The following is a 20,000-nucleotide window of genomic DNA, read 5'->3' on the forward strand; positions in this document are numbered from 1 at the left end:
GAGCCTCTCTCTTCGCCGATCTTGAAATTGTGCGGTGTATTTAGCATAATTTTAAGGTCATCAGCTATGTTTACAGCAATTGGCGCTGTCATGAGTTACAAGAGGCAAAGATCCCCCCAACCCCCCTTCAAAAGGGGGGCAGTGAAAGTCCCCCTTTTGAAGGGGGATTTAGGGGGATCGGCACTGTACCTCGATCGGATCGCCCGAGTGCTGTATGAGAGTTTATGAAAGTTTATGAAGATTTTAGTTTTAAATGCCGGATCTAGCAGTCAGAAAAGTTGCCTTTATGACATAAAAAATCCTCCTAAAATAGTACCGAATTCTCCCTTGTGGGAAGCTAAAATAGATTGGACTCGTCACCGGGGAGTGGCGGAATTAACGGCAAATAAAGAGGAGGAAAGATTAGAGAAAACATTAGCAATTAAAAACCCTACAGAATCACGATCGCCCGCGATCGCGCAGATGTTAAAAACCTTGTGGGAAGGCAAAACAAAAGCGATCGCCGACCCTCAAGAAATTGATGCCGTCGGACATCGCATCGTTCACGGCGGCGACCAGTATCGATCGCCCGTGACGATCGATCGCGATGTCAAACAGACGATCGCCGAATTGTCCTCCCTGGCTCCATCGCACAATCCCGCCAATTTAGAAGGAATCGAGGCGATCGAAGAGATTTTACCGGAAATTCCCCAAGTCGCCGTCTTCGATACCGCCTTTCACGCCCACTTACCGCCGGAAGCGGCGATTTATCCCGTGCCTTACGAGTGGTACGATCGCGGCATCCGCCGTTATGGATTTCACGGCATCAGCTATCAATATTGCAGCCAGCGCGCCGCACAACTGTTGGGCAAACCCTTAGAAAACTTGCGCTTGATTGCCTGTCATTTAGGCAATGGCTGTTCTCTGGCGGCGATCGCCGGAGGGCGCAGTATCGATACGACGATGGGATTTACCCCGTTAGAAGGCTTGATGATGGGGACGCGATCGGGATCCGTAGATCCGGGACTGTTGCTCTACTGGCAACAACAGCACGATCTCACGCCGGAAGATTTAGATAACATGCTCAATCGATCGTCCGGTTTGAAAGGAATTTCCGGCGTTTCCGGCGATTTGCGCGAGATCGACGCGGCGATCGCCCGGGGAAACGATCGCGCCCGACTGGCGTTGAAATTATACCAAAAATCCCTCAACGCTCACCTCGGATCGATGCTGGTGGCGTTGGGAGGCGCGGACGCGATCGTATTTACCGGAGGGGTCGGCGAACACCACCCGCAAATTCGCGAGGCGGCGTGCGAGGCGTTGGCGCTGATTGGCGTTAAATTAGATCCGCACAAAAACGATCGATCGCCTGTGGATACGGATATTGCCGCGCCGGATTCGAGGGTGCGGGTCTTGCTGGTGCGGGCCGAAGAAGATTGGGCGATCGCCCGGGAATGCTGGCGCGAGCTGCGTTAGCACCTGCCTAGCACCCGACCAAGGCATCCAAAATCGGATCGGCACTGAAACGCACGGGGTCGGCACAGGGTAACCCGGTTTCCTCTTGCACGGCGGCGATCGCGCCTTTCGCCCCCGCATCGTCTAAATCTCTTGTATTGAGGGCGATCGCGGCGACGGGAACCGGGGCGAACGCCCCCGCCGCGTGGGCGATCGTTTCGTAGATTTGAATCGCGGCGGGTAACGGTGGAATCGGGACGTGAGGGTGATTGCGAATGTGGGTTTGTCCGGCCCGGTGAACCAGAACTAAGTGAGTCGGTTGGGAGCCGCGAATCAGGGGTAAAGTGGCGGTAGAACCGGGATGAAATAAGGAACCCTGCCCTTCGACAAACACCAGATCGCGATCGCGACCGTAACGCATCACCATTTGTTCGACGGCCCCGGCGGCGAAGTCCACGCGCACCGCATCGAGGGGAATCCCTTCCCCCGAAATTGCCAGTCCCGCCTGTCCGGTAGCGAGGAATTGAGAACGCAAACCGCGATCGCGCGCCCGTCGGTGCAGTTCGATACTCGCCGACATCTTGCCGATCGCCATATCCGTTCCCACCGTTAACACGCGCTTGCACGGGAGTTCCCGGGCTTGGGCGCTGCCAATTTGCAAGCCGACGGGTTCTTGACGGATGTCCCAAATCCACTGACCGGGGCGCAAACTGTGGCGTAATTCCGGATGGTTGGCGAGGGAAGTATGCAACCCGTTGACGATCGAGACTCCTGCGGCGATCGCGTGTTGGAGTTCCATAAACCACGACGGCGGGAGTCCACCGCCGGGAGGCGCGATCCCGATCGCCAAAACATCGGGATGGTAGGCGAGGGCGTCTTCGACGGACTCGACAATCGGAACCTCGCGATCGATTCCCGTTAATTGTAGGAGCGATCGCCCCACGCATTCGCGATCGATGACGGCGACGATCGTCGCTTCGCTGTAGCGCAATAACGTCAATCCAGTTTTGCCGATACTGCCGAGAATGCCCTCGTGCAGGAGGATGGCGACTCTACGATCGGGAGTGAGTTGCACGGTGTTGGACTCCTAAACCGGGTAAATCGTTGGGAAGTAAACAACCTCGTTGCATCGTCGCCCCGTCGAAGGGATCGTCGCGCAAGTTGAGGTGACTGTCTAAATCGAGATAGTCGGCGAGGGGAGAGAGTTGGGCGAGGGCGCTATTGGCTAAAATACTGTCGGAATAGCAACCGAACATCACCTGTAGCCCGCAGGCTTTGGCGGTATGAATCATCCGCATGGCTTCACTCAAGCCGCCAGATTTCATCAGTTTGATATTAATGCCATGAACCCGGTCTGCCAATGGGGGAATGTCGGCACTGGTGTGACAGCTTTCATCGACAAAAATCGGCAGGGGGGAACGGTCGTAAAGTTCCCGTAATTCGGCTCTGGCGACGACGGGAAGGGGCTGCTCGACGTATTTAACTCTTTTTTGGCCTGCCAGCCAATCGCACATAGTTATCGCCTCTTCTAGAGACCAGCCGCCATTGGCATCGACACTGAACTTCAGTCGTGGCGGGCTTTCGCGGGCGATCGCCTCGAACATGGCGCGATCCGCATCGATCCCGTCCGGGGATCCGAGTTTGACTTTAATCGCTTTAACTTGCACGAATTTGAGCCAATCTTGTAAGCGTTCGATCGCCTTTTCCGGGGAACCGATCCCGACGGTCACCGAGGTGGGGACGATGCGCGAGCGCTGTAAGCCCCATAATTGCCATAACGGCAATCCCGCTTTTTTGCCGATCCAGTCCCACAGGGCCGTATCGAGGGCCGCTTTCGCCGCCGAGGGTAATTTCCATTCGATCGCCGCCAGTTCGATTTGTTGGCGGTCGAAGGGAGACCAACAATCGGCAAGATTGACGATCGGTTCGAGGGAACGGGCGATCGTCTCCGTGGTTTGGGGCGGACCGCCCGCCGAAAAGGGGGACGCTTCCCCCCACCCTTCGATCCCGTCGTGTTCGACTTTGAGCCAAAGATTGGTACTTTCTGCGGTCGTTCCCCGACTGATGGTCAGGGCGAAACGTTTGCGAACGGTAAACGGGGCGATCGACACGCGCATGATAGATCGAAACAGCTTGAGAACAGGACACTTTCGATTGTAGCGAGCGGGCAGCGCGCGATCGCCCCTCGGCAGTTATTCGATCTCCAAGGTCCGATCTCCACCTGTTTTCAATTCCAAAACCCCCTGCGATCGCGCAGTTTCACCCTCGAACTTATCGGAAATTAGAGCATAAAAACGCCAGGGCAAAATCAGGGCAGCAACTCCCAAACCGAGCACCCAACCCCACCACAATCCCAAACTTCCCCAGCCCAACTTAAACGCCATCCAATAGGCAGACACCAAACCGACCCCCCAATAAGAAAACAAACCGATCGCCATCGGGATGCGGGTATCTTTTAAACCGCGTAACGCACCTGCTGCAATAACTTGAACCCCATCAAAAATTTGAAAAAATGCAGCAATTCCCAACAGCGAAATCGCCAACTCGACCACCGCACTATTTTCCGGATTATTTAAGTCGAGATAAACTCCCACAATCGATCGCGGAAATTGCCAGACACACACCGCCATAACTGCCATAAACAAGCCGCCGATACCCATACCCACCGATCCGGCCCGTTTCGACCCTTGCCGATCTTTTCGTCCCAGTTCGTGACCGACGCGCATGGTCGTCGCGTAAGAAATACCCACGGGAACCATAAACGTAATCGAGGCCGTTTGAAGGGCAACATAATGGGCGGCGAGGGGAACCGTCCCCAGGTATCCCATTAAATAGGTGGTCACGGTAAATAAACCGGCTTCAATGGCCAGTAAAATGCCACTCGGCCATCCAATTTGGACGATTTCCCAAAATACGGGGGGATGAAAACGGCGAAGGGTTGCAAAAATTCGATACGGTTCAAACTCTGTTTTAAGCTTGAGAACGGCGACTGCGGCTAGGAAAGCAGCCCAGAAAGAAAAGGTACTCGCCCAGCCAATTCCGGCTAGCCCGAGTTCGGGAAATCCGAATTTCCCAAACATTAAAACGTAGTTGCCAATTACATTAATGGGTACGCTACCGATGACGATCGCCAGAATCATATTGGGGCGATGAATGGCGGAATAAATATTGCGTAAAACAATAAATCCGATCGCGCCGGGAAAGCCCCAGACGATCGCGCGCAAATAGGTTTGAGCAATGGCTACAGTCTCGGGATTTTGACCGAAGTGAACGGCGATCGCGGCAAAGTTCCAAATGACGATCGCGATCGGGATCGAAACCCCCATTCCCAGCCACAATCCTTGTTCGGCAATTCGGCCAATTTTCTTGTATTCTTTGGCTCCATAGGCTACAGCAGCCATTGCCCCGACGGAGGATAACAGCCCGGTTCCAATTAAAAAAAGGGTGCTAAAAGAAATTGAACCTAATGCCCCAGCCGCCAAGCGTTCGCTACCCAACCATCCCATCACGATCGTATCGACAAAATTGGTCGAGGCTTGAGCGAGTTGGGCAGCCGCTAAGGGAATTGATAATTGGAGGCAGGCTTTAATTTCCGATAATATCGGTGATTTGACTGCGATTCTTTCCATCAGATTTTGATTCCCTGAATTGTCCGATCGCCAAGTTATCAGATCGATATTGTTTGGATTTTAGGGTAAGGTTAAATTGCTCTTAAATCGATCTTGAACTCGTCACGGCGATCGCTCGAAATGCTATTTTAACTTTGAAATTTTACGATTCACCTCACCCGATGGGGGGATCTAATGGGGTGAAAGGATGTCAATTCTAGGGAATGGGGAATCGGGAAGAAATCATTTTTAAGGCAAAAAAGAGAAGATACCCAAGGGTTTCTAAAAATAGCAAAACCCCCGGAGAGACAAGGCCATGCCCGATCGTCAGCGTCTCTTTATCTGTCTATACCTATCTACCTTTTAAGCATTATGGTTTTCTTCTCCCTCCAAGGGAAACTGGGTGTAAATATGCCACTGACGATCGCGGTGGAGGAGTAAAGTCAACTCGGAAACAGTAAATTGGGCGGCAAAAGGGAGATCGCGAAATTCGGGCCAAGCCGCTTTAAAGGCTTGCCGTTTTAAATCTTTAAACGCCACGGTCATGTGAGGGGAAAAAGCGCGTCCTCGGGCGCGATCGTCTACAATCCCTAAACGGCGTTCTAAATCAAGTGCTAACTCGGCTTGGACTTGTAAAAGTTCCGGGGTTTTTTCGACATCAATATAAATGACCCGAGGGGGAAAAGCCCCGAACCCGGAAAGGGCGATCGAGATCGGATCGTGAAATCGGGCAAATTGGCGCAACGGTTCGGTCAGGCGATCGAGATCCTCCTCAACCCATTTAAACGGGGCCTGTAAGGTGACGTGAGGGGGAGATTTGAGGGCGTGAGAACTGCCGTAGCGATCGGCAAAATCCTGCTTGATGGCGGTGACCTCCGCTTGCAGTTCGGCGGGAGGCAAGAGCGCGATAAAGTAGAGGCGGGGAGATTTTTCCATGGAAAATGAACCGAAATTCAGCAATAACAACGAGAACCGTTAAATCAAATGCCTTGGTTTGCCAAAATTGAGGAAGGAATTGTCGAAAAACCGATTTTCGACCAATATGTAGAGGCTCACAAAGCCTACGTGCGCGATCTCAATGCCAAAGGACATCAAGCCAAAACGGGCTATTGGGCGGGCGCAGCCGGGGGAATGTTGCTGTTTCAAGCAGCATCAATAGAGGAAGCCCGGGCCATTGTCGAAGCCGATCCCCTGGTGGTCAATCATTGCGTCAAATACGTGCTGTACGAGTGGCGCGTAGTCGTGGAATGAGGGGGTTTTGGGGATTTTTCAGCCCGAACCCTTGTTTTCTCCTTTAATAATGATATGCTAGTAAACGATCCGGACCCATGCGATCGCAACGCCTAAACCTTGTCAGGCCCGGAAGGGAGCAGCAACACGGGATGCTTGCGGTAGGCGTGGACTCCGGGTCACTTTTTTAAGAGTAGACCCCAACTTCTGGTCACTCGGCAGGTTTGCACCCTATCCTGGAATCAGTACCGTAATTGCATAACAAGGAGCAACAGTCGTTATGGCTGGTTTCGGAGATGTGGTTCAAAAAGCCTTCTATCTCGGGGTGGGTTTGGCGTCCTATGCGGGAGAAAAAGCAGGAACCAAACTGACCGAGTTACAAAAACAAGCCCAGAAGTTAGCGGACGAACTGGTAGAACGCGGGGAGATGAGTACGGACGAAGCCCGCCGTTTTGTCGAAGATATGGTCAATCAGGGTCGCCAGTCGGTGAACGAGTCGGCGGGAGACGAGACACCGAAAGAACCGCGTCGCATCGAAATTCTCGAAGATGAAGAAGGCGAGACCGGGGAGACGGAAGCGCAAGCGCCGACACAAGCCGCGCCGGGTAAAGGTTCTGACAATGTAGACCAACTGCGCGATCGCGTGCGATCGCTTCAAGACGAACTGCGCCGCCTGCAAAACGAGTAGTCTCGCCGAGGCTGTAGTGACATGGCAAAAGCTTATGGAAAATTGGCCGACTGATTTATTTAAACTCCTCGAAAGCGCCACCGAAGATGTCGAAGGCTTTTTTCAGGAATTAAGCGAAGAGGTCAACGAATTTTTTGACGATTTAGCGAAGATTCCCGAACAAATCACCCGGGATTTTAACGACGGCTTGGATTTAGTAGAAGAACTCGAAGAGGGATTTTTTCTCGAAATCGATCGCTTTTTCTTGGAAGTCTTCGATCCGACCCTCGCCGAGGAATTAAACCGATTCGATTTAGAAGACCTATTCTACGATCTAGATCGGTCCGTCGATGAAAACTCTCCAGACCCCCCCCAGCCGTTCGTGACTTACGTCCGACCCACCCAAGGGCGACATCCGGCTTGTGTAGGATGTTACCACTATCACGGTCACGTTTACGGCGGCAATTTGCTCGTATGCGGGATGCATCCTTACGGTTGGGACGGAGAAAGCTGTCCCGACTGGGAATCGGAAGTTTAGCGAAGTCGGCGCCAACAGTCGCGCCGCTTCCCTCGTCAACGGTTCGGAGTCGGGTGTTGTACGAATTCACGACGATCGCCTATGAATAAAGCTACAACAACACGACGGCGAACCTCTACGGGTCTGCAGAGAACGGTTTTGTTCGCAACGATCGCCTGTTCCCTGTTCTCTTCGGGTACGATCGAACGACAGGCGATCGCTCAAATCGTACCCGATGCGACCTTACCCGATCGCTCCACGGTCACCGTCGAAGGAAATACGATACAGATTACCGGAGGAACGGCGCGATCGCGCAATTTATTCCACAGTTTTGAAAGCTTCTCGATCCCTACCGGAACAACCGCCACCTTCGACAACCCCCGGACGATCGAAAATATCTTTTCGCGGGTGACCGGAAGCGACCTGAGTAACATCGACGGTCTCCTCCAAGCCAACGGCGGCGCCAACCTCTTCTTAATCAACCCCAACGGCATCGTTTTCGGGCCGAATGCCTCCTTAAATGTAGGCGGTTCCTTTGTTGCAACCAGTGCGGACGCGGTCTTATTCGACGACGGCAGCCGTTTTAGCGCGATCGCCCCTCAAACCGACACCCTGCTCACCGTTAGCGTTCCCGTCGGCTTGCAATTGGGCGACAATCCCGGGGCGATCGCCATCAACGGAATCGGACTCGGGCGCAGTTTTGCCACCCCAGATTTCGACGGAAGCGAAACGGCGACCCAGAACGTCGAAACCGCGCGCCAAGAAATCGCCTTTCAACTGAGTATTCTCGCCCGCGAGGACGGGTTGGGGGTTCGACCCGATCGCACCTTAGCCCTCGTTGGCGGTCCGATTGTCTTAGACGGGGCCTTATTAAAAGCCCCCCAAGGTCGAATCGAGTTGTGGTCCGGTCGCAACGGACAACTGAGAACGACGGGAGAACGAGGAGAATTCGGGTTTGAAGAAACCTCCCCCTTCTCCTCATTTCAAGATATCTCCATCACCAACGAATCCGGCTTATTCACCGGGTTGGGCGGCGATGGCGGCGTCCGCGTACACGGGCGCAATCTCACCATTACCGGAGGATCGGAAATTCGTTCCGACAGTCTCGGCGAAGAAGATGGGGGCGAAATCGCCCTAGAAGCGTCGGAAGTCGTCGAAATTAGCGGGATTTCCAGAGATGGCACCTCTCGCACGATCGTCGGATCCGGCGCCTTCGGTAATGGCGATGCGGGTAGCGTCGAAGTGCGTGGGACCCAATTAAACGTGTTGGACGGCGGCTGGATTACCGTGGGAACCGTCAGCGACGGCGAAGCGGGAACGATCGCGATCGCCACCTCAGAATCGGTAGAATTAAGCGGCATTCCCATAAATGGCCAATTCGCCAGCATCCTCGACGCTTCCACCCTCGGAGTCGGTAACGCCAGCAATGTCGATATTACCACCCGGCGCCTGACGATGCGCGACGGCGCCCAAGTGCGCGTTCGAACCTTCGGCCCGGGACGGGGAGGCAACTTGACCATCCGCGCCTCAGAATCGGTGCAGTTGAGCGGAACCGACCCCCAAACCGGAACATCGACCCAAATCGAGGCGACCGCTTACAGCAGTGGCGAGGCGGGGGAAATCGAGATCGTCACCCCCCTACTCAGTTTGAGCGACGGCGCCCAAATCGAAGCCGCCAGCAACGGGACGGGAAAGGGCGGCAGACTGGAGATCGAGGGGGCCGAGTTAGTAGATATTGCCGGAGTCAGTGCGGATGGGGAACGCAGTTTGCTGACGACGAAAGGGTTCGGGTCGGGAGACGCGGGGGACGTGACCGTGAGAACCCGCCGTTTGATCGTGCGCGATGGCGGCGAAATCGGGACGAGTACCTCGGTGGACGGGGTCGGCGGGTTGATGTTGTTGGAGGCGTCGGAGGCGATCGAGTTTAGAGGGACCTCGCCGGATGGCAGTTTGCCGACCTTAATCACCGCCGATACCGACGGGGCGGGGAATGCGGGGAACGTGACGATCGCCACTCCCCGCTTGAGGGTGGGCGACGGGGCGATCGTGCTCTTGGGAACCTCTGGGGAAGGGAATGCGGGCCGTTTGCGCTTAGAGGCGACGGAAAGCGTCGAAATCGTCGGGAATGCTCAAATTGACGCGCGCACCCTCGGATCGGGCAATGGCGGGGGCATCGCGATCGCCACGGACCGCCTCCAGGTGGCCGACGGATCCCGGATCGGCGTCAACGGGGAAGGGACGGGAACCCCAGGCAATATTGAGATTGCGGCGTCGGACGTGCAACTCGATCGCGGCGCCTTGCAAGCGTCATCGGCGATCGGAAAAGGGGGTAATATTGACCTGCGATCGCCCGATATTCTCTTACGCAATCGCAGCGAAATTGTCGCCGCAGGCAGTCAAACCGGGAATATTACGCAGGAAGGCAATATCACGATCGCCGCCGAAACCCTGGTATTGCTCGAAGCCAGCCAGATCGTCACCAGCGCCACGGACCCTCAAGGAGGCAGCAATATCGCCATTAGCGCCATCCGAGGAGACGAGTTATTAGTTCTACTCTCTCCCGACAGTATTATCAATGCCCGAGGGCAGTTAAATATTGACGGCGATATCGATATCGAACCCGCCAATCTGCCCGAAGTCGAGGTCGCCGACCCGGATGCGGCGATCGCGCGCAGCCCCTGCAATCCCGAACAACTCGCCGAAAGTAGCTTTGCCATTCGCGGACGCGGCGGCTTACCCGTCAATCCCGGTCAACCCCTCAGCCGCGACGGGGTGTCGGTGGAGTTGGTCGAACCCATCTGGGAGACCCGGGAGACGCCCTCGGCGGCCAACTCATCCCGCGATCGCCCTTCGGATCCTTTAATCGAGGCGCGCGGCTTCGATCGCACTGCCGACGGCCAAATCTTGCTGACGGCGGCGCGATCGTCCGGTGCCAGTTCGCCGCCTCACATCATGGACTTATGTTCTCCCGAGTAAAATATAAATAAGGGGCTTTTTGTATATCTCTATCCCTGGGGACGCGACCCGATCGCGGCGATCGCCACTCCAAATAATAAAACGATCGCTCCAATTAAAACCGAGATCCCGGGAACTTCATTAAAAACGAGAAAGCCCAAAAAACTCGATGCAACGGGTTCAAATAAAACCGCCAACGCCACCAAAGTCGGCGACGTCCAACGAACGGCCCAATTTAAGCTCGTATGACCGATCATTTGAGGAATCAAAGCCATCAGAAGAATATAAAAATAAACTTCCGTGGGATAGCCGAAATATGAAGTTTGAAAAACAAACGGCATCGGGAGTAAAACCAGCGCCGCACAAGTACAAACGATCGCGCTGTACGGACCAATTCCCATCCCCCGACTTTGCACCGACTTCGCCAGCAATAAATAGATACTAATCGTCCAAGATCCTAACAACGCGAGCAGATCTCCCAAAATTGGGTTACTTCCGCCGTACAACCCGCCACTATCTCCCAATCCGATCGCCATTCCCCCCATTAAGGCGATCGCGATTCCGGTGACCGTCATTTTCGTGGGTTTGTCTTTGTAAATCCACCAAGACAGCAAGGAAACCCAAATCGGATTCATGGTGACGATCGTCGTCGAAGCGGCGATCGAAGTATAAGAAAGCGACGCGATCCACCCGGCGAAATGGAGCGCTAAAAACACGCCAGCGAGGGCAGCTTGGGCGATCGTCACTTTTTCGAGACGCGCGGGTTTGAAGTTGCGCCACGCGGGAGCCAACAAAAGTGAGGCAATTGTGAGGCGAGTGGCGGCCATCACCAAACTAAAGCCAATCCCTCGGGTTCCCGCAGCTTCCAGGGTCAAGCGGATAAAAATGGCGGCAGTGGAGACCGCTAAAACCCCAACCGCGATCGTCAGATTGAGCTGCCACGCCAGGGGATGTTTTACAGGAGAGTCCAGAGTATGTTTGACAGTCATTGGGGATCTTCTGGGGTAAAATCTAGGGGGAATTTACCACAGATAAAACTAAATCGCTGTCAGGAAAAGAGCATAGAGCAGTTTTCGCTGTTCGGCAGTACATTTCGATCCCCCTAAATCCCCCTTAAAAAGGGGGACTTTCACTGCCCCCCTTTTTAAAGGGGGGTTGGGGGGATCTTTGCCTCTTGTACCTCATGACAGCGCGAATTGCTGTAGAGGGTTAAGAACCTCGCCGATCGCCGCCACCCTTAAAATCAATCAAAATTGACTGAGTGAAGGCGATCGCCGAGAACGGCAAAAACTGCCCCCTTTTGCTAATCGTAATTCGATCGAAATGACCGAAGTCAAATCACAGGTTCGTAAAGCTGTCATTCCGGCGGGTGGATTTGGAACCCGACTGTTTCCGGCGACCAAAGCGATCGCCAAAGAATTATTTCCGATCGTCGATCGCGACGGGATCGCCAAACCGATTATATTAGCGATCGCCGAAGAAGCCATCAGTGCCGGAATCGAACAAATTGCGATCGTCACCCGCGAGAGCGATCGCGCCCAATTTGAAGACTTTTTTAAAACGCCACTTTCCGAAGCCTTTGCCAATAAAATCAAACCCCATCAAAAAGAATACGTCCGTTATTTAGAAACCGTCGGCGAACGGATTAATATATTGACCCAACCCGTACAAGACGGCTTCGGTCACGCCGTTTGTTGCGCTAAAGATTGGGTTGGCAAAGAACCTTTTTTATTAATGTTAGGCGACCATATTTATCGTTCGACGCGGGAAATCTCTTGCGCGCGTCAACTGGTTGAAGTCTACGAACGAGTCGGAAAAAGTGCGATCGGGCTGACCGTGACTCCCGCCGAGGAGCTGTATCATTGCGGCTGTGTCGCGGGGACTTGGCAGCCGGAAACAGGGCTGATAAACTTAAGCGAAGTAGCCGAAAAGCCGGATTTGAATTACGCGCGATCGCATCTGCGGGTCGAGGGCTTGGCGGAGAATGATTTTTTAACCGTTTTTGGGCTGTATTTGTTAACGCCCAAAATCTTCGAGATTCTCGAACAAAACATCCGAGACGGACGGCGCGATCGCGGCGAAATCCAACTCACGACAGCCTTAGAACAGTTGCGTCAGTTGGAAGGAATGTATGGCTGTTGTTTGCAAGGAAAATGTTTCGATACGGGGGTTCCTCTTTCCTACTGGCAAAGCGTGCGTGACTTTCGATTGTAGACTCCCCGAGGGTGCGATCGCGATGCCGTGCGGCCTCCTCATTCCCCAAGCAGCGCTTTTAAAAGCCCCAGTCGCCCTTGGGGTCGCCCTCAAACGTGGAGGAACGCGAACAATCGCATTTGAGGGCATCAGGATTGAGAAATGATGTCAATCCGAGGGGGGTCAATTAACCCGCGTTGGTATTGAGTAACTGTTTGACCGTTCCCACTAAATCGGACGGATGAAAAGGCTTGGTAATGTAAGCATCAGCCCCTTGTTTCATCCCCCAATAGCGATCGAATTCTTCACTTTTACTCGAACACATTAAAATCGGGATATTTTGACCTTGGGGCTGGCGTCTGAGCCATCGGCAGAGGTCGTAGCCGTTCATGCGAGGCATGATAATGTCCATGACAACGAGATCGGGAAGTTTCCCTTGCAATTTTTCTTGAGCTTCCACACCATCGCGGGCCTCGATCACGTCGAGGCCAATTTTTTTGAGAAGTCCGGCAACCATTTCTCTAGCGGTTGCGCTGTCGTCTACAATCAGAACGGTACTCATCTGCATCATTCCTGGTTCTGGGGTGAAAAGAGTCCTCCGGTCGGTTAGCCGATTGCTAATTTAAACATACCCTTGTTAGCCCAAAAAACGATCTGGGTGTCCTGCCCTTCGAGAGGCAGGCAGGGGAGGACATCTTAATTTTAATCGTATTGGTGACAAACATTAGTCGTTCGCAACGGATCGGAACAAACGGCGGCGAACGCCCCTCGGACGGCTCGTTCGACTGGGGAATCGAGTTCGGTCAGGGCTCGTTGCTGCTGTAAGTTCCAGCCTCAAATGCAGGTGGAGTCAAGGGGAGACAAGGGATTGAGGGCGTAGGCGATCGCCTGATTCGGGTCGATCTAAAGGCCAAGTTGTAACGCTAAAGCGGTCGATGACCGTTCGACTTCGGCAGCGACGAGGGGTTCGATCTCGTTGCGATAATGGGGCGAACTCGTCATTTGCATGTCATCCTCCTCAAATAATCGATCGGCTTGGATCGGGATCGGTTTCTATCGGATTCTATTGTAAAAATTGCCCCCGCCAAAAACATCGAGCCAAGGTCATCAACCGTTCTACGAGTTGACTTGCGATTCGATCCTTAAAAATCACGAATCGATCGTCTACTCGGGTAAAAAAGGGGGTCAAACCATCGGGGGCGATCGCCCAACATTCCCTGCAAACCCTTCGTGAATCGACGGAGAGATCGGCTAAACTGGGAGTGGGTGCCAAGGGCTTCAAGGGCGCCCGGGCTGGGTTTGCTCTCACAAGTGAAGATCGCCCTGGAAAACGACGGGAAATTTCACCGATCCCCGTGGAAAATTTCAACGATCGGCGAGGAATTACTCGCTAGCGAACCGGACTGACATCCCTTTGGCAAACCCGCTCATCGAGAGTCAGCGATTCTCCTTTAGAGACCCTACGAGAACGCCATCCTCGACGAATTAGCCCGTCATTCCAAGCCGCCAGACGCGATCTTGAAGGACGTCCACAAAGCTTGCAGGGAGACTGAAACTTCGGGAATTTTCAAGCTTTTATATTAAAATAATCGACAAATCCTTTGTTGATTGAAACGGCCAAAAAACACACAGCAGCGATGACCAATTCTCAACCACAAATCTTGAGTATCGACGAATATCACAACCTGGCCGATCGCGGCTTTTTCAAAGAAGACGAAGCCGTCGAACTCGTAGAAGGAACCCTGGTGCAGATGGCTCCGATCGGCCAAGACCACGCTGCTTGTTTGCGTGCTTTATTAGAAGACTTGCCCGTGTTTGTCGCCCAACGCGCCCTCGTGCAAACCCAAGAGGCGATCGTTCTCAACGAGAATACCGAAGTGCAACCGGACTTCGCGATTTTAGCCTATGCCGACGATTACTATCGGGCCCGGTTACCCCAAGCCAGTGAAGTTTTACTAGCGATCGAAATTGCGGACGAACTCTCTCTCGAATACGATCGCGCCATCAAACAACCCCTTTATGCCCGAGCGGGAATTTCAGATTATTGGATTTTCAATTTAAACGATAAATATTTAGAAATTTACAGCGAACCCGACGAACTCAGCCCCGGAAAATTCGGCTATCGAACCAAACGAATTCCCTTCATCAACGAAGCCATTCCTCTCCCTGGATTTCCCGATTCTTTGCTCTCTTTAACCAAGATTTTTCCCGAGTAAAACCGGGGAACGAGCAACTGAGAGACGAAACTTTTCGCGATCGCGCAACGGCAATTCAACCGCCCGCGATCCTTTTTGTATCTTTTTTCCTGTATTTTCCCCGTAAATTATGGCCATTTATCTCGATTCGGCGATCGTTGCCGACGCCAAAGCTGCCCAAAAACTCGGCTGGGTCAAAGGAATCACCACCAACCCGACCTTACTGGCGCAAAGCGACGATCCGCCAGAAATGACCTTGAAAAACTTACTCCCGTTCGCCGACGGTCCGCTTTACTATCAATTGCTAGCTGGCGACGTTCCTGGAATGGTCGCCGAAGGACGCCGAGCTTACGAGATTATCGGCGATCGCACCGTCCTCAAAATTCCCGCCACGCCGACCGGATTTGAAGCCGTCGCCATTCTTTCAAAAGAGATGACCTGTTCGGTGACCGGGATTTACGGACCGATCCAAGCGGCGATCGCCCGGGAAGCCGGAGCCAAAATCGCGATCGCCTACGTCAACCGCGCCACGAGGCTTTTGGGCGACGGGATCGCCCTCGTGCGCGAGATGGCCGCGATCCTCGAAGACAGTGACGTCGAAATCTTGGCCGCCAGTATCAAGTCTCCCGAAGAAGCTGCCGCCGCCTTACAAGCAGGCGCCGACCACTTGACCCTACCGTTGCCGATGTTAGCGGCGATCGCCCAGCACGAGTTTTCCGATAAAACCGTCGAAGACTTCGCCAAAACGGGCCGGGGATTACCCCTTAAAACGTAAAAATTTGCTTGACCCGGGTCGCTTCATTCTCCTGTTGCGCCCGGGCGAGTTCCCGGTCTAAGGCGGCTAAATTTTCCTCGATCGCCCCGACCAGACGGGCGATCGCCGACCCATTGGTCGGCAGACGGCGCCCGAGTTCGACATCGGTGCGATAGTGGGTTTCGAGGGCGTTGCGCCCCTGTCGAATCGCCGTTTGATACTCGTTCGACTCGGCGATCGCCCGATCCAACTCGCCGCGCACCCGATCGTACTCCCGGCGTTGGGAGTCGAGTTCGTCTAAGAGCTGTTGTAAGCTGTCGCCGAGGCGATCGCGCTGTCGGGCGTAGTCCGCGATCGCCGCTTTCGCTGTTTCTTCAGTTCGCAATTGCAGGCGATCGCGCCGTCCGCGCAATAATTCGATTTCTTCACCGAGTTGGGACTGCTGACGCCGTAACTGCTCGATTTGACCGTCGAGATCCGCTTTTTCGCGCTCCAGTTCGCTCAATTGCGCCTGTTGCGGTGCCAAGACGGCGCGATCGCGGGCGATCGACGCGCGCAAGCCATCGAGATCGGTGCGTTCCAACTCCCCACGCAGTCGGTCGAATTGCTCTGCTTCGTGTTGCAGTTGCTCTAATTCGGCGATCGCGTCGCGCATGTCGCCATCGATCGCCGAAAATTCGCCCGTTTTTGTCAGCAATTCGCTGTGTTGCGCGCGCAACTGTTGTAATTGGCGGGCGCGATCGCCGATTTTGGTTTGGAGGGCGTCTAATAACGAGAGGCGATCGAGGGTCGCGCCCGTGCGATCGAGCCATTGCAGTTGGGCGTCTAAGGCGCGAGTGAGGGCGATCGCCCACGCTTCCAAGGTTTCCGGTTCGGTCGCGTCCAACTGTTGCAAAACCTCGGGTGGATAGAGTTGTGCCCAAACATCGAGCAGAATTTCGAGCCATTGCAACGGGAGGGCGATCGTCTCGAAGGTCAACAAGGGGCGTTCGTCCTCAGAGGCGAGGTGTTGGAGACGGGCGATCGATTGGGCGAGGAGATCGAGGGACATGGGTAAGGGGGAGTAAAGAGCCAATGTGAAGTACCCGACGCTCATTGCTACGCAATAGAGCGCGGGCTTCTCTCTTCACCCTAAAATCTAAAATCTAAAATTTCCATTATTCAATTAACACGAAACCGGGAAACATTTTCGCTAAAACATTGCCTAACTCATATTCCACTCGTTTTTCCCCGCGAACTTCTTCAATGGTTAAATAAGCAATTTGAGAGCGATCCACGCGCATTCCCACCCGCCATTTATCCTCGGGAGAATAACTCGGTAACTTCACCATCTCCGGTAAGGATTCTTCGACCAAGACGCCTTTTCCTTGGGGGTCTACCCAGAGGGTGAGGGTCAAGGGTGCATCTTGTTGAAAGGTCACTAAAGGGGGAATATCGGCAAATTGGGGTTGAGATAACTCTTCCAAGCGGGTGCCACCTTTGATAATTTCGATCGCGCGGCGTTGGCGTTCGGCGTTGGCGTCGATGGTATCGACCACGATCCCGAGATTGTGCAGATATTTTTCGCTGGGTTGGACGCGATCGTTGGCGATCAAACAGGCGCCGTAGGAGATCGCATAAGCGCTGTGGGTGAGGTTAAAGGTTGCGTCGAGACGGGGATCGTCTGTAGCGAATTGTAAGGCTGAGGCGATCGCCCGTCGGACGAGGAAAAACTGAGAAAAACCGCCGACGAGGAAGACGCGATCGATCGTCTGTTGTCGTTCGGCGATCCAGGTTCGGACTCGTTCGATGACTGCGGTAATTCCGGCGGCGATCGGTGCGAATGCCTCGCACACTTGTGCGAAATTGAGGGAATACCCCCCGGCAAACACGTAAATCTGGCGATCGCCGTAAATTTCCGGCTCGCGCACGGCATTTGTGAGGTATCGCGTCACGCGGGCGTGAGAGCCGATTTTGACCGTTTCAAATTCCCGTAACAGGCGCAGGAATTCCGGGTCGTTTTCGTCGAGAGTCGAGTCGTGTTTTGCCTTGTAAGCTGCTTGCACGCAACGGCGATCGAAAGCTACCCCGGCGGATTCGAGACCGCGATCGCCCTGTCCGTCAAAATAGAGGACATCGACTTTTTGTTCCCCGTAAATTCGGCATAAACTCACATCAAACGTACCGCCACCCATATCGCACACGAGGAGATTTCCCGAAAAACTCTCATCTCCCGCATCTTTTGCCCGTCGTTGCATGTCCCAAGTATAGTAAGCGGCGGCGGCGACGGGTTCGCTGACCAATTGAATGAGGGGCAAATCGAGAGCGGCGATCGCCTGTTTTAACAATTCTCGTCCGCGATTGTAAAGATCGCGCTGCCAAATTTCGGGAACCGAGACCACCAGACCGGAGATTTCCCCTTGTTGTTTGCAAAAACTGTAAGGATTTTCCTCAGAAACGAGCAGTTCGCGCAAGTAATCCGTAGTGACGCTGGCGGGGGTGCGATCGTGGCGAATGTACTCCGGCAATCGATCGGCGGGAATGGGCAAGCGCATTTTAAAATTGCCGTAAGTTTCCACATCCCCGTGATTGGCGGCGAGAGTCCGCGCGGCGGTGCCAATTTCGACAAATTCCTCGTCGTAGCCGATAAACGAGGGAATATAGCGGCGACCGTCAGGACCGCCATATTGAAAGGCTTCTACTTCGGCGGAGGAGGTGAAATAAGAAATAATCGAGTTCGTCGTCCCGAAATCGAGGCCGATTTTGTACCCGGACATGGAGCAGTTCAGTATTGAGATTTTCGAGTGGAGACAAGGCGACTAAGCTATTTCTACATTATCTCAAGGCGATCTTGACGGGGGTGGGGAGTTTGGAGTTTAGAGTTTAGAGTTTAGATTTAAAGTAAAAAATTGGTTTTTAAAGTATTTATTTGCTAAAATTTAGCGCAATTGCTCAGAAAATGGGGTTTAAATCGATAAAGATGTCTGTAGTTCCTGCATTCTAGAGGAATGGGGAAGCGGCGGGCAAAATAACCGCGCCACAGTTGACGATACCGATGGAGATGGATTTTTGCTTCTTGTCTTCGGCTCCTTCCCCCCAACGGCTCGTGACAAGGGACAATTAAAGAGAACATCTAGCAAAGCGATCATGTTACGCAATCTTTCTTTAGCGCTGTTGGCGTTGGGTGTCGGTGGCGTTTTAACCGTCGTCGGTTTTGTGGCGTATTTCAATGACAATGCCACGTTGAATTTAGCGGGGTTTTTCTATGGAATTCCGGTGTTACTGGGTGGGTTGGCTCTGAAGGCGGCGGAATTGGAACCGACGCCGTTGACTCAAGCGAGTTCTGAGGAAACGATCGCCTTACGGGAACGACAAGCGACGCCGATTCAAAATCAAATTCGCAAGGATGTCAGCCGTTATCGGTACGGTCAGAAGGTTCATCTCGAAGATGCGCTCGAACGGTTGGGGTTGAGTCCGAACGACGAAGTTTGTCCGGTTCTGGAGGGAATTCGGGAAGAGGCGATCGAGGGGAATTATGCACTCATTTTAGAGTTTGATTCGCCCAATTTGGCCTTAGAAACGTGGCAGGAAAAGCAGGAAAAAATCGAAAAGTTTTTCGGTCCGGGGGTGCGATCGCGCCTCAGTGAAGTCCGCAAAGGTCGAATTGAGGTGGCTTTAATTGCGATCGCCGACGACGCGGCTTAAAAGTTGGGTGATTTTTAGCTTTCCTGCACGGATTGAATGAGTTGGTGGTTGACTCCCGGCGAAGATCGGGAGGGCAACCATCAACCCAAAAATGGGCGATCGCGTCTCTTGCTTCTGTCGCCTCGATCGCCTCTGTTCCTGTTGCCGCCTATTTTTCCAAACGCACCACATACCACTGGAGAAAATGACCGGGGGCGACATCAAATTCGCAATGATTTTCGAGTAAATAGCGAGCTTGTTCTGCTACGGTTGAAAACCTCTGAAGTTCTCGGGGTAAATCATCTTGACGGCGCTCTAAAATAGCGGACAATTTTGCTAAAAGTTCCGGGGCGCTAAGAAATTCTTCCGGGCGATCGGCTTCGAGAACGACATAGTGTTCTTCTTCTTGATACATAATCGAATCGGGCATCGTTTGACTCCTTGGGTTTAGACAGATCGATCGCGATTGTAAAGGATAAGAGCCCTCGGGGCGATCGCGCAGAATCTCTCGAATGTAGGGATTACCGAGGATCTGCGTAAACTCGGATGGGTATTTTTGGGGAGGTTCGTCCGGCGCACTCAAGCTAAAGTGGGAGAGAGTGCAGATCGCATCAATGCTCGTCGGTAAGATCACCCGTAAGGGCGATCGCCCGATTTTGACGGCTCTACCCATCGGTACGTTGCTGAGGTGTTTGACGCCGAGACAAGCGCTGCTTGCATCCCCTGTTTCTCCATCCTTAAAACCCATGTCGCCCGGAATGTTTGAGTTACCCCCCACGACCCT

Annotated in this window: 18 protein-coding genes and 1 other RNA gene; 10 read left to right on the forward strand and 9 right to left on the reverse strand. The window is 53.5% G+C overall.

The annotated features are described in order from the left end of the window. Positions 1 to 234 precede the first annotated feature (234 nt). Complete coding sequence (locus HCG48_RS23105) at positions 235 to 1,455, forward strand: acetate/propionate family kinase (RefSeq protein WP_168571275.1); 1,221 nt, start codon at positions 235 to 237, stop codon at positions 1,453 to 1,455. Positions 1,456 to 1,462: 7 nt separating this feature from the next. Here HCG48_RS23105 and HCG48_RS23110 read toward each other — a convergent pair whose 3' ends face one another. The 4 genes from HCG48_RS23110 to HCG48_RS23125 all read right to left on the reverse strand — a co-directional run bounded on the left by HCG48_RS23110 (position 1,463) and on the right by HCG48_RS23125 (position 5,978). Next, positions 1,463 to 2,509: an N-acetyltransferase DgcN family protein gene (locus tag HCG48_RS23110; RefSeq protein ID WP_168571276.1), complete on the reverse strand. Its 1,047-nt coding sequence runs from the start codon at positions 2,507 to 2,509 to the stop codon at positions 1,463 to 1,465. Further along, the gene (locus HCG48_RS23115) at positions 2,487 to 3,551 is read right to left on the reverse strand and encodes a dipeptide epimerase (RefSeq protein WP_168571277.1); all 1,065 of its coding nucleotides are present in this window, start codon (positions 3,549 to 3,551) and stop codon (positions 2,487 to 2,489) included. Before HCG48_RS23115 ends, HCG48_RS23110 begins: the two co-directional genes overlap by 23 nt. A gap of 75 nt (positions 3,552 to 3,626) precedes the next feature. Then, the gene (locus HCG48_RS23120; RefSeq protein WP_168571278.1) at positions 3,627 to 5,063 is read right to left on the reverse strand and encodes an MATE family efflux transporter; all 1,437 of its coding nucleotides are present in this window, start codon (positions 5,061 to 5,063) and stop codon (positions 3,627 to 3,629) included. Between the two features lie 342 nt (positions 5,064 to 5,405). Next, positions 5,406 to 5,978: a 2'-5' RNA ligase family protein gene (locus HCG48_RS23125; protein WP_168571279.1), complete on the reverse strand. Its 573-nt coding sequence runs from the start codon at positions 5,976 to 5,978 to the stop codon at positions 5,406 to 5,408. A gap of 48 nt (positions 5,979 to 6,026) precedes the next feature. Here HCG48_RS23125 and HCG48_RS23130 point away from each other — a divergent pair, with 48 nt between their 5' ends. From HCG48_RS23130 to HCG48_RS23150, 5 genes are all read left to right on the forward strand, one after another. Next, on the forward strand, positions 6,027 to 6,293 hold the full coding sequence (locus HCG48_RS23130; protein WP_168571280.1) for a YciI family protein: 267 nt from the start codon (positions 6,027 to 6,029) through the stop codon (positions 6,291 to 6,293). 66 nt (positions 6,294 to 6,359) lie between these two features. Further along, an RNA gene (ffs, locus tag HCG48_RS23135) (signal recognition particle sRNA small type) lies at positions 6,360 to 6,456 on the forward strand. Positions 6,457 to 6,552: 96 nt separating this feature from the next. Next, complete coding sequence (locus tag HCG48_RS23140) at positions 6,553 to 6,960, forward strand: phasin family protein (protein ID WP_168571281.1); 408 nt, start codon at positions 6,553 to 6,555, stop codon at positions 6,958 to 6,960. Between the two features lie 34 nt (positions 6,961 to 6,994). After that, positions 6,995 to 7,477, forward strand: coding sequence for a hypothetical protein (locus HCG48_RS23145; RefSeq protein ID WP_168571282.1), 483 nt, complete (start codon positions 6,995 to 6,997; stop codon positions 7,475 to 7,477). Positions 7,478 to 7,558: 81 nt separating this feature from the next. Beyond that, complete coding sequence (locus HCG48_RS23150) at positions 7,559 to 10,432, forward strand: two-partner secretion domain-containing protein (protein WP_168571283.1); 2,874 nt, start codon at positions 7,559 to 7,561, stop codon at positions 10,430 to 10,432. Positions 10,433 to 10,461: 29 nt separating this feature from the next. Here the strand turns inward: HCG48_RS23150 and HCG48_RS23155 are convergent, their stop codons facing one another. Next, positions 10,462 to 11,400, reverse strand: a complete 939-nt coding sequence (locus HCG48_RS23155) for a DMT family transporter (protein WP_168571284.1) — start codon at positions 11,398 to 11,400, stop codon at positions 10,462 to 10,464. 334 nt (positions 11,401 to 11,734) lie between these two features. On the opposite strand from HCG48_RS23155, the gene HCG48_RS23160 reads away from it, so the two are divergent. Further along, complete coding sequence (locus tag HCG48_RS23160) at positions 11,735 to 12,625, forward strand: sugar phosphate nucleotidyltransferase (RefSeq protein ID WP_168571285.1); 891 nt, start codon at positions 11,735 to 11,737, stop codon at positions 12,623 to 12,625. Positions 12,626 to 12,791: 166 nt separating this feature from the next. Here HCG48_RS23160 and HCG48_RS23165 read toward each other — a convergent pair whose 3' ends face one another. After that, positions 12,792 to 13,166: a response regulator gene (locus HCG48_RS23165; RefSeq protein WP_168571286.1), complete on the reverse strand. Its 375-nt coding sequence runs from the start codon at positions 13,164 to 13,166 to the stop codon at positions 12,792 to 12,794. A gap of 1,075 nt (positions 13,167 to 14,241) precedes the next feature. Between HCG48_RS23165 and HCG48_RS23170 the strand changes: the two genes are divergently transcribed. Both HCG48_RS23170 and HCG48_RS23175 read left to right on the forward strand, forming a co-directional pair. Then, positions 14,242 to 14,820 (forward strand): Uma2 family endonuclease, encoded by a 579-nt coding sequence (locus HCG48_RS23170; protein ID WP_168571287.1) that lies wholly within the window; start codon positions 14,242 to 14,244, stop codon positions 14,818 to 14,820. A gap of 109 nt (positions 14,821 to 14,929) precedes the next feature. Next, a complete protein-coding gene (locus HCG48_RS23175) occupies positions 14,930 to 15,574 on the forward strand; it encodes a transaldolase family protein (RefSeq protein WP_168571288.1) in 645 nt (214 codons plus the stop codon). On the opposite strand, the gene HCG48_RS23180 is transcribed toward HCG48_RS23175, so the two are convergent. Further along, complete coding sequence (locus tag HCG48_RS23180) at positions 15,564 to 16,649, reverse strand: coiled-coil domain-containing protein (RefSeq protein WP_210437116.1); 1,086 nt, start codon at positions 16,647 to 16,649, stop codon at positions 15,564 to 15,566. The two genes, HCG48_RS23175 and HCG48_RS23180, sit on opposite strands and share 11 nt — an antisense overlap. A gap of 61 nt (positions 16,650 to 16,710) precedes the next feature. Next, the gene (locus HCG48_RS23185; protein WP_168571290.1) at positions 16,711 to 18,309 is read right to left on the reverse strand and encodes an Hsp70 family protein; all 1,599 of its coding nucleotides are present in this window, start codon (positions 18,307 to 18,309) and stop codon (positions 16,711 to 16,713) included. Between the two features lie 370 nt (positions 18,310 to 18,679). On the opposite strand from HCG48_RS23185, the gene HCG48_RS23190 reads away from it, so the two are divergent. Then, positions 18,680 to 19,237 carry a DUF2854 domain-containing protein gene (locus HCG48_RS23190; RefSeq protein WP_168571291.1) on the forward strand — a complete coding sequence of 186 codons (558 nt, stop codon included), beginning with the start codon at positions 18,680 to 18,682 and terminating at the stop codon, positions 19,235 to 19,237. Between the two features lie 148 nt (positions 19,238 to 19,385). Here the strand turns inward: HCG48_RS23190 and HCG48_RS26960 are convergent, their stop codons facing one another. Further along, positions 19,386 to 19,994 (reverse strand): CRR7 family NDH-1 assembly protein, encoded by a 609-nt coding sequence (locus HCG48_RS26960; protein ID WP_375339320.1) that lies wholly within the window; start codon positions 19,992 to 19,994, stop codon positions 19,386 to 19,388. Positions 19,995 to 20,000 lie beyond the last annotated feature (6 nt).

The organism is Oxynema aestuarii AP17, assembly GCF_012295525.1.
Lineage (GTDB): Bacteria > Cyanobacteriota > Cyanobacteriia > Cyanobacteriales > Laspinemataceae > Oxynema > Oxynema aestuarii.